Here is a 10,952-nt window from a genome sequence, read left to right on the forward strand (position 1 = left end):
CGAGCGTCTACCAAAGAACAAGACGCTAAGCGTGCCAAAAGCGAACTCATAGCATTTGCCAACGATCATGGCCACAAGATTGCGGCATTCTATGTCGAAAACGAATCAGGAGCAACGCTAGTACGTCCAAAGCTAATGCAGCTGATTGAAGATGCTTATAAGGGCGATGTTATCTTAGTTGAGCAGATTGATCGCTTAGCGCGTTTGAACCAAGCTGATTGGGACACTCTCAAAAGAATGCTATCAGAAAAGAAGCTATCTATCGTATCAAAAGAGCTACCTACCTCATATATGGCGCTTCAACCTGAAAACAGCACTGAGTTTATGAGTAGCGTATTACAGGCTATTAATTCGATGATGCTGGATATGCTCGCTGCTATTGCTAGAAAAGACTATGAGGATCGCCGTAACCGTCAGATGCAAGGTATTGCTCGTGCTAAGGCAGAAGGTAAGTATTTAGGACGTAGAAAAGATACTGAAAAACGTAAAATTATCGCTAGCCTACTCGAATCAGGTCATAGCTATTCTGATATTCAAAAAACAGTTAAGTGCTCACGGCAGTTGATTGCATTGTTATCTAGTGAGGTGAAGTCTAAGTAGGTAACTAATCTAAATAATAGTTGTGCAAAGCTTTAGAGGGCTTCAATAAAAAAGAATATTTAACCAATTAAAGATCCTTTTTTATTGTCTATATAAACCTCTAAAGATAACTTAAGTTTTTGATGGAAACTAAGTCCATTTCACTATTTTCTTTATTCCAACGTTCTGTGACTTTGCAATACTGCGTTTCAGCCACACTCCAGTTTCCTTTTTGGCCACACTCTCCACCCATACCGATACGCTGAATATCTGAATAGCCTTGATTGTTAAGTATCAATTTAGGGTAGTCTTCTGAGTCCATATTATATTGCTCATAAAGGCGATAAGCATTGTCGCTACGTGTACCCATATAGACTGTATGCGGCGCATTATTACCTGTTGCCCATGCCGATGCAGCATATTCACAACTTAGCTTTCCGTAATTAACAATATAATCATCAGTGCCGTCACCTGTTATATCAGCTTTGGATATAAATCCTCGCTCTACATACAATGGAACATAGTCTCCATAAGAATAGCTGGGACGTCCTTTATCAGGGTCATAGTCAAAACTATCAGGATGGTTATCGAAATTAAGATCTGCGCATGTTCGTTTGAGATCGTTAAACTCTTCTTGCATCTGTGTTGGATAACTACCTAGGTCATCAATATGCGTCAATCTATCACCTGCGTGAACTTGAGTATTTAAAATCAAAGATCCAAATGCCACTACAGATAATACTCGGATAAACTTCATATAATTTAGCCCTAATGTTTGTGATGTGCCACTAAACATGTCTGTTAAAAATATTTTGTACTAAAAAGTATTTATTAAATTTTATCTATATTTAGTTTCTGTTACTAATCTATATCCATCGGCCTTCATACAGTAGGTGACAAGCTTTCGAGCTTGTTCTTGTGACAAATTGCTTGCCCCAACCTCTACTTTACAATGACCTATTTTGTCGTTAGTTACACTTTTAGTTATACCTTCTTTATACCAAGTTGATACTTGATAAGGTCTAGGAGTGGAGGTACAAGCAGTCATAAACAAAGTTACGGTAATTAAAGTAATGATTCTATTCAAATTAAACATAATATTTTTAAATCCTATATAGTTGAAGCGTAAATAGCTATGTTACGCAATATTATCGTACTGGTTACATAAGGTAAACCTTTTCCTAGCTTTTCTAGGGTGTTTCCAATAGTTTCTAAATATCGGCTATTACTATTAACTGAAATATAAAATTTGTTTAGACGCTACGTTGTTAGTGCGATAGTTGTTCACTGAATGATCTGAACAGATGTATTGAACAACCATTAGAGAACGTAACTGAATACTAGGTGAACAATGAACATATCAGTGACAAAAGCTGCAAAGGAATGGGGTATATCGAGAACCACAATATATCGAAAAGTCAGTGATGGCGAGCTTTCTAGGACAGCAGACAAGAAAATTGATACTGCGGAGATGCTTAGAGTATTTGGTGAGCCTTTGTCCAAAAAACGTACTGAACAATCACTGGACAGTCCTCATAATACGCACTTGGACAGTCAGACTGTACAGTCTTGTACAGAGCTTGAACACCAATTAGAGCTAGAGAAATTAAAGAATGAACACCTGCGACAGCAAGTCAGTGATCAAAAGCAGTTAATAGAGAATTACCAACAACAGATTAGTCAGCTAAACAAGACTCTGGATAAAGCCAACGCTAGTATTCACGATTTTGCTCAAGTGAGGTTGCTAGAATTCAAGCAACTTTCATCAGATGATGAGGCACAGCCAGAACAAAAATCAACAATGACACCGGCAAATGCTCCCAAAAAGAAAAAACGGTGGTTCTTTTGACTATAACGGATGTTAGACAAAGTATTAGTGTTTAATCTTTGGTAGATAGCTCTCTAAAGCTTTATTGGGCTTGTTAAAACTTTCAGGCTCTCGCTGGATGATATTAGTCATTTCACGCTTAAATGCATCAGTATGCATTCTGCCGTCATAACTTAGGCTTGGATGATTATTATAGTCATTCATAAACTGCAGGTTATCGACTATAGACTGTATGGTAGCTTTTGACAGAGTGCCATCTTCACTGGTTAGTTTATCCAATGTTTTCCGATGGAACTTGAGCGTTAATCCCTCATAACCTTTGCCTCTACTTTTTTTGTGATACTCAACAGTGACCTTGTAGTTTGTACTCTCATTGACTTCATCTATAGCAGTGTCAATCACACGCTCTCTAAGCTGTCCAAATTGCTTATACTTACCTTTAATGCCCATAACGTAGCGAAAATCATCTAAATTCATAGCTTTAGTATATTGATACTGACCTACCCAACAAACAATTAATTCATATAGGCGTATCGAATGAATACTTGATAGCTCAGATACCTCCATCAGCCTATATTTTGTGAAGTTAGCTTTCAGCTGTGTCAAATAAGGCAGTACATCCTCTGCAAATGTTACTGTTATCTGCTCTCCGTTGGGATCATAAAGAACGCCGCTAACAAGGCGGGTACGAAGCGTTTTATTATCCTCCAGTGCTATCAGAACTTCTCTATCAAAAAGCCGACTGCTAGCTTGCTCTAAATCTCTAAAAGCATTCTTCTTAGTACTATCGTTATAGAATATCTTTGCTACTTCCTCGACTGTCACTGTGAACTTGGTTTGCTTAGTAATGTTTGGCGCATCGGGTCTACTATCAATACGACTAATACAAGTTAATAAAAGCTGTTTCTCTTTAGTGGTCATGGTATAAGCTGCTAGGACAAGCTCATTGGATTGTACAACTAGATTGTTTTCCATATTTTTTCGAATCCCTGCTTAATATACTGTTATTTCCAATAATAACTAAGCTTTACTTTAGCATATAAAACCATAAATAGTATCATAAATTTTTATTTGTGTTTATTCTACTCATTTTGTGTTTATTCTACTCATTTTGTGTTTATTCTACTCATTTTGTGTTTATTCTACTCATTTTGTGTTTATTCTCTCTGTAACATATTGATTTTAAAAGGTAAAAAGGCCTCTTAAACAGGAGTAAACAGGAGTAAACAGGAGTAAATAAAAACCTTTAAAGAAACGGGTGAATAAAAAAGTTGTGGATAAGATTAAAAAGGAGAAGGAGAGGGTCGATTTATAGGTCTAGTAATCTCTAACTTCTGACTGAGAACTTCCAGTCCGTTATTAATGCTCTTGATATCGCTCTCAGTCAACTTATCAGCATATTTGGTATTAAACCCACTTAAACTGGATTCAAGCGCTCTAGCATGCTTCTGGACGCTCTCGTTACTATCTAATGTTCTTAATCCTTGATAGGCAAGTTCATACTGGATAGATGTTCTTTTTAGAATATCGCTGATATGTTCCTGAGCTAATATTTTGCATTCGTTAGCGGTGGTTTCTTTGTTTATGTACTGCTCAATGTTATCTAAATAACTGACAGCTGTTAGCGTTTCTGCCGTCATTCGGCTAATGTCACTACGACCCAATGGGCCTTGCAATTCATTGTTTTTGGCTGTTCTGCTAGCATCTAAGCTCGTAATGAATGCATCAAAATCGGCTGTGACCTCGTGATAGTTTTTACGTTCTTTTTGTCTGTTAATCAATATATCCATGGCATTCAGGTTGTCTTGCATCACGTCAAACGTAAACAAGTCCGCAATGCGCTGCTGTTCCTCTCTGAAGCTATCAAAATCGTTGGTTAAACCCAATTCATTAGCGAAGCGATCAAGGACTTTGATTTGCCGATAGTCAAATTTTTCAGGGTAGTCAGCAGGATTATCACGAAAGCCTGGGCGCAAGCTGAACTTTTCATGGTGTCGAGTCATTAAACGATGAGCAAAAGCGTTTAACGTCGCTCTAAGATCATTATTTTCTTTCTCATCTGCGTAACTTTCTCTTTTAGCTTGTCTATCGTACTCTCTAAGCTCTCGATCAATTCGTCTTTTTCGCTCATAAAAGGCTCGACTGTAGTTGTCGTCAAAGGGGCTTGGGGCTGGTCTGGCGCTTTGTTCAACTGCGCTGTTAATTTCAATATTTGATCTTCCGATAGCTTCAGTGATGCTTTTAATTGACTGTTTTGTGTTGTCAATTCTTTGTGTGAGCTTTTCATTTGCTTGTGCTGTGCCTGAATATCTTTTTGTGTTGCTTTCAATGGCTTCGTGGTTTCCATTAATCCAGTTTGGTAGGTTCTTGCATCGTTTACTTGACCACTCAATATCTTGTTCTGTTCGCTCAATTTGTCGTTTTGTGTTTCTAATTCTTTGATCCGCTCGATTAATATATCGTTTTGTTGTTTCAAGTCGTTCATCATAATCTCGCTGCTCGAAAATAATTCTATTGGACGCTTCTAGCACTAATCTATTACGCTCCGCGATCATGGCGTTGATTTCACCCCTAATCGTCACTGGCGCAATGCCGTTAAATACCTCGCCTTTTTCTTCTGCCGCCGCTTTTGCGGTCTCGTATGCGTCACGCTCAATCTTCGTGGCCACCGAACCCATTTTAAGCTGCGGCTCAATATCTTTGCCTTGATCGGCATAGCTGCGCGAATCAATCAGCTCATGGTCATACTCGGCCAGTTTTTCATTAGCGATCTGTTCCCACAGTTGCCGTACTTCTTTGATTTCAACATTGACGCGCTCCATGCCAAGCTCACGTCGCTTATTATCGGACAGCTCAATGGTCGCCTTATCGGTCAGTACAATCTCGTTATTATCGTTAAGCTTAGCGGTACGCGTGGTAAACATGATATGGGCATGGAAGTTTCTAGGATCAGCCCCTCGATCAATCTCTTTTTGAGTCGGCTTGTGAATAGCACAATCAGCAATCGTGCCGTAACGATCCGCTAGGGTCTGGGCGAACCTATGTGCTATGTCTTTGCGATCTTGTTCGCTTAACTCATGCGGTAAATTGACCAACCACTCTCTAGCCACTCGCGCATCTTTTCTTTTTTCTGCGCTCTCTGCTTTGTTCCATAAATCGCTACGATCAATAGTAACGTCTGTGTCAGCTAATGCTGACGGTAAAATAATATCGGCACTCATGACACCTGAGCGTTTAGAGTAATCATGCGTCTTACCGTAACGCTCATCTTTTAAAACCTCACCTGAACGATAGCTAGCACTGGCAACGGCACTTTGTCCGCTACCTCGTGATATTGATTTAGTCGATGCGATAAAAATAGCCAATTTTAAACACTCATATTTTTGCTTTTTAGCACTACGTCTTTTCGTAGTGCGGGGGTGTGGGGGCTTTGCCCCTGCCGATGTTTTGATTTTATAAATGTGTGACCGTTAGGGATAAACATTTGTAAAGTCGAAAACTCGCACTTAGTCAGTGGGACTCAACCTTCCGTCAATTAACTATATCATAAAGAATTGTTAAATATGAGTGCCTTTGCTATAGTCTTAATATGAGTAGATAGCTTAAATAAGGGTTATAATTATGAGTTTGATCGATAGTAGCGATATGAAAGAGCAACAACGCATTAACGAATTACAGCAGAAGATTGCGCGTGAAAAAGCTAAATTAGATAAGAAACTTACAAGAAAAAAGATATTACTAGGAGCTTTCCTTATTGAAGCTTTAGAAGATAATGCCGTTGATGACTTACGTGACTATACTGCTAAAAACCTACCTAAGTTCTTGACACGAGAAACAGATAGAAAGCTTCTAAGCGACCTTGTTGTTAGTTTAGGAGGTAGCATGACAAACGATGAAGAAAAAAACCCTGACGATACAATTGGCAGTAGTAATTCAATGCTAGACGGTCTTTATAAGAACTAGAAGCATAAGATTATCTTTTAAAAAATACACTCTTCTCTTTACACAATTATGGCTTACAAATGAACTTATTAGAACAGCTTACAGAATTACTATCTACCGATGAACGTCTTACTATTAATGGAAAACTAGCTAAAAATAAAGTAGTAGAGCTAGCTTTAAGCTTAGATCCATCACTTCTTAAGCTGCTTCTATCCAACCCTAAAGTTAAGAGCCATTTTTTCACGGACGTAGATGGTACTCTTATTTTCGATAAGGTCGCCTTTCAGCGATTTGTGAATAATAAATCCTTTTTACCAGACAGCTTTACACGATTCAAAAATAAAATCGGCTTATCTGTCGATAGTAAGTACTTGGATGATAGTAAAGATGTGGTTCTAGTATGGCCATATAAAGACTGCGTTTTGGAAGGTGGACAGACAAAGGAAGAACAGAAGAGACAAGAGGTTTTTTGGAATAAAACACTTGCGCCTGAGCAGGTCGACACTCTAATTGCGCCTAAAGCCTTAAGTAATTTTTCTAAGTATGATGCAAGTGGTAAAAATTCAAATTTCACCTTTGATAAAAAAGACAATTTAATTATCAAAGGTAATAATTTATTAGCGCTTTATACCTTAAAAGAAAGGTATTTAGGAGAGATTGACCTTATTTATATTGACCCCCCGTTTAACACTGAAAATGATTCGTTTGGCTATAACGATAAATTTAATCGTTCTACATGGCTAACCTTTATGAAAAATAGATTAGAGGTTGCAAGAGACCTATTAAGTGATCGAGGGACTATTTACGTTCACGTAGATCACAATGAAGGCCATTACTTAAAAGTACTGATGGATGAGATTTTTGGTGAAAGCAATTTCAGGAATGATATTATTTGGCGTTACAGCGGTTGGAATAAAAAACTAAAAACAGGGTTTGAGCATAGGCACGATACGATATTTATGTATGGGAAAAGCGACTTACAGTATTTCGAGAGCTTTTTTGAAAAGTGGGCTTCTAAAGAGGAGTATGTTAAAAAAAGAAAGCAGAAGCTCTCGGTAGATGAGGATGGTCGCGAGTATGTATTATCTGACGCCGGAAATGGCAAAAAAGTAAAAATGTTTATTGAAGATGTTCTAGAAAAAGGTGTGGTAGTTGATGATGTTTGGGACTTAGACAAACTAAACAATTCGGCAAAAGAGAAAGTTAATTTTGAATCACAGAAACGAGAAAAACTTTTAGAAAGAATAATAAAGGCTTCTTGCCCTGAGGGCGGTATAGTCCTTGACTATCATCTTGGCAGTGGGACTACAGCAGCGACGGCTCATAAGTTAAATAGAAGGTACATCGGTATCGAACAGATGGATTACATTAACGATATTACAGTGAACCGGTTAAAAAACGTTATTGCTGGAGACCTGGAAGGTATATCTAAAGAAGTCAATTGGCAGGGTGGCGGTTCTTTTGTGTACTGCGAACTTGCTGAACTTGCTTCGAAATATTCTGATCGTATCGAGCAAGCAAAAAATTCAGAAGAGCTTGCTGCTATCTGGAATGACCTCAAAGAAAGCTCCAATCTTTCCTATAAAGTTGATCCCAAGTCGTTTGATAAAAACATACAGTCATTCGATGAGCTTACTCTTGAAGACCAAAAACGCTTTCTGATTGAGGTGATTGATAAGAATCAATTATATGTGAACTACTCTGAAATTGATGATGAAGCAAATGGCATATCAGAGCTAGACAAGAAATATAACAAGCAGTTCTACGGTGTGTGAATAATATGATGATGCTTCACGAGATATTTAGTAATCACAAAAAAATGATGGGCGATCAGGCTTTTTCTAGCTTAGTTCCGGATTATATAACTGACAACATTAATCCTAATTTTGAGCTTAGACCTTATCAAAAAGAGGCATTTGGGCGCTTTGAGTTTTATCTCGATAGTTATGCAAACAAGCCGAAAAACCAGCCTATAAACGTGCTATTCCACATGGCCACTGGTTCAGGTAAAACTCTGATCATGGCAGGAGAAATCTTAACGCTCTACAAGCGAGGCTACCGGAACTTCCTATTCTTCGTAAATAGTACCAATATCATCAAAAAGACAAAGGAGAACTTTCTAAACAAGGCGTCTTCTAAGTACCTTTTTAGCGACACTATTAATATAGATGGTGAGCAAGTTAGGATTAGGGAGGTTGATAATTTTGCCTCAAACAATTCTGACGATATCAATATAGTGTTTACCACTATCCAAGGGCTTCACACTGTGATGCTGAACCCTAAAGAAAATGCGCTATCGATGGAAGATTTTGAGGATAACAAGGTGGTTTTGATTGCAGATGAAGCGCATCACATCAATGCTGAAACCAAAAGCAAGAAAAACAATGAAGAGCTTTTTGCTGTAGTAAGCTGGGAAAGTACAGTTCGGGACATTTTTAATGCCCATTCAGAAAATGTGATGCTGGAGTTCACCGCTACTGCTGATCTCACTGAACCGGCTATTCAAGAGAAATACCAAGATATCGTACTTTTTGATTACCCTTTAAAGCAGTTTAGACAAGACCTTTACTCTAAAGAGGTGAAAGTACTACAAGCTGATAGCGAGCCTTTAGATAGAGCGATACAAGCTATCATTCTAAGTCAGTATAGACGAAAGATTTTTGAAAAGAATAAGATTTTGATCAAGCCAGTAGTGCTTTTTAAGTCCAAAACAATCGCTGAAAGCAAAGCTTTTCATAAGGCTTTTGTTGAGGCAATGAGTAGCATCAGCAAAGACGATTTAGAAAAAGTCGAGAACTTAGCAGTTGGCAACAATATCATTCGTAAGGCATTTGAGTTCTTTGATACTAACGGTATTCGTCTGGAAGACTTGGCACTAGAGCTTAAAGAAGACTTCTCTATTGAGAAAACCATCGAGGTTAACAGTAAGGAGAACCTTGAAAGCCAGCAAATATTGTTAAACTCTTTAGAGGATGCCGATAATGAGATTCGTGCGGTCTTTGCAGTCGATAAGCTGAATGAAGGCTGGGACGTCCTTAATCTATTTGATATCGTGCGTTTATATGACACACGCGACTCAAGAAGTAACAAGGTAGGTAAGACAACCCTTCAAGAAGCACAGCTTATCGGTCGTGGGGCTCGCTATTGTCCTTTTCGGGTGAATGATGAACAGCCTCTATATCAAAGAAAGTACGATATATTGGATGACACGATAGACGCTCATGAGCTAAAAATTTGTGAAGAACTTTATTATCATTCAGCACATAACCCTAAGTATATCCAAGAGCTTAACCAAGCATTGCAAGAGCTAGGCATCAAAGCGAAAATAACTTTAGAGCTACCTTTGAGATTAAAGGATAGCTTTAAGCAAACTCGTCTTTTTAAAACTGGCTTCATATATGTTAATAGACGCGAGATTTATGATCGATCAGATGTAGTAGGGCTTAATGACTCAATCATCAATACAAAACATTCATATACCTTGAGAACGGGGCGCTCGAGTGAGTTATCTGTATTTGAGGAATCAAAGACTAGAAACTTAAACACGGATAACAGAACGTTTCGTGTCTTAGATTTTGGGGCTCATCTCGTAAGGAAAGCACTAGCTTCAATTCCTGCATACAAGTTCAATGAGTTAAAAAAGCTGTTCCCTAACCTAAGGTCTATCAATGAGTTTATAGAGTCTCCGAGCTATTTAGGTAACATCAAGGTGGTTATCAGCGGCAATAAGGATGATTTGGAGAACCTATTCCAAATAGAGAAGCTGAATGCTACTAAGAAGGTTTTAGCTGACATTGCTGAAAAGCTCAACGAAAACCGTATAGATTATAAGGGCTCAGAAGAATTTATACCTAAAACCATAAATCACCTTTATGAGAAAGATAAAATACTCAATATTGTGAATGAGGGGCAGACGAATCAAGAGTTTGGGGTGGGTCAAAAAGAAACCAGTAATCCTGAGTTATACCTAGATCTGTCCACTCGTAACTGGTTCGCGTTTAATGAAAACTATGGTACATCTGAGGAAAAATATTTAGTTCGCTTCGTAGACAGTATGATGAATGAGCTACAGCAAAAATACGATGATGTGTTCTTACTGAGGAATGAAAAGCACTTTAAGCTTTATTCTTTTGAAGACGGAAGGGCTTTTGAACCGGATTTTGTGTTACTTCTTACGAAAAAAGATGCGGATTATGAGCTGCACTATCAGGTATTTATTGAGCCTAAGGGTGGTCACCTCATCGCCAATGATATTTGGAAGCAAAATTTCTTGTTGGAACTTCAATCTAGGCACAAAATAGATAAGCTTTGGGAAAATAAGGGCTTCACAGTTTGGGGTTTGCCTTTCTACAATCATGACAATCATGTAAAAGAATTCTCTCCTGCCTTTCAGGAGTTACTATAGGTATACCCCAAGGGAACCAGCTATTTCACCCTTCAAACCTATTAACAGACTACTTAAAACAGACTGCTATAATGGAACCACTTATAATAGACTATTTTAGGTGTTTATGTTTATCAGAGCGTATCTACGAGCGTCTACCAAAGAACAAGACGCTAAGCGTGCCAAAAGCGAACTCATAGCATTTGCCAACGATCATGG

Annotated in this window: 8 protein-coding genes and 1 pseudogene; 6 read left to right on the forward strand and 3 right to left on the reverse strand. The window is 38.2% G+C overall.

Translation table 11 applies throughout. The features are described 5' to 3' along the window. The coding region (locus tag Q0890_RS13500) for a recombinase family protein (RefSeq protein WP_299222014.1) at window positions 1-600 on the forward strand (600 nt) is incomplete at its 5' end. A gap of 100 nt (window positions 601-700) precedes the next feature. Here Q0890_RS13500 and Q0890_RS13505 read toward each other — a convergent pair. Next, window positions 701-1,336, reverse strand: coding sequence for a hypothetical protein (locus Q0890_RS13505; protein WP_299222017.1), 636 nt, complete (start codon window positions 1,334-1,336; stop codon window positions 701-703). 594 nt (window positions 1,337-1,930) lie between these two features. Between Q0890_RS13505 and Q0890_RS13510 the strand changes: the two genes are divergently transcribed. Further along, window positions 1,931-2,428: a plasmid replication DNA-binding protein gene (locus tag Q0890_RS13510; RefSeq protein WP_299222019.1), complete on the forward strand. Its 498-nt coding sequence runs from the start codon at window positions 1,931-1,933 to the stop codon at window positions 2,426-2,428. Window positions 2,429-2,452: 24 nt separating this feature from the next. On the opposite strand, the gene Q0890_RS13515 is transcribed toward Q0890_RS13510, so the two are convergent. Both Q0890_RS13515 and Q0890_RS13520 read right to left on the reverse strand, forming a co-directional pair. Then, entirely contained in the window at window positions 2,453-3,382 is a 930-nt protein-coding gene (locus Q0890_RS13515; RefSeq protein ID WP_299222022.1) for a RepB family plasmid replication initiator protein, read from the reverse strand. 308 nt (window positions 3,383-3,690) lie between these two features. Continuing rightward, a complete protein-coding gene (locus Q0890_RS13520) occupies window positions 3,691-5,772 on the reverse strand; it encodes a MobA/MobL family protein (protein WP_299222025.1) in 2,082 nt (693 codons plus the stop codon). 256 nt (window positions 5,773-6,028) lie between these two features. Here Q0890_RS13520 and Q0890_RS13525 point away from each other — a divergent pair, with 256 nt between their 5' ends. From Q0890_RS13525 to Q0890_RS13540, 4 genes and pseudogenes are all read left to right on the forward strand, one after another. Further along, on the forward strand, window positions 6,029-6,370 hold the full coding sequence (locus Q0890_RS13525) for a mobilization protein MobS (RefSeq protein WP_299222028.1): 342 nt from the start codon (window positions 6,029-6,031) through the stop codon (window positions 6,368-6,370). Window positions 6,371-6,429: 59 nt separating this feature from the next. Continuing rightward, window positions 6,430-8,124 carry a site-specific DNA-methyltransferase gene (locus tag Q0890_RS13530; protein ID WP_299222031.1) on the forward strand — a complete coding sequence of 565 codons (1,695 nt, stop codon included), beginning with the start codon at window positions 6,430-6,432 and terminating at the stop codon, window positions 8,122-8,124. A gap of 5 nt (window positions 8,125-8,129) precedes the next feature. Beyond that, window positions 8,130-10,754, forward strand: coding sequence for a DEAD/DEAH box helicase family protein (locus Q0890_RS13535; protein ID WP_299222034.1), 2,625 nt, complete (start codon window positions 8,130-8,132; stop codon window positions 10,752-10,754). 106 nt (window positions 10,755-10,860) lie between these two features. Further along, window positions 10,861-10,952: pseudogene (locus tag Q0890_RS13540) on the forward strand (resolvase); the annotation flags it as partial.

Origin of the sequence: uncultured Psychrobacter sp. (assembly GCF_947488565.1) — a bacterium.
Taxonomy (GTDB): domain Bacteria; phylum Pseudomonadota; class Gammaproteobacteria; order Pseudomonadales; family Moraxellaceae; genus Psychrobacter; species Psychrobacter saeujeotis.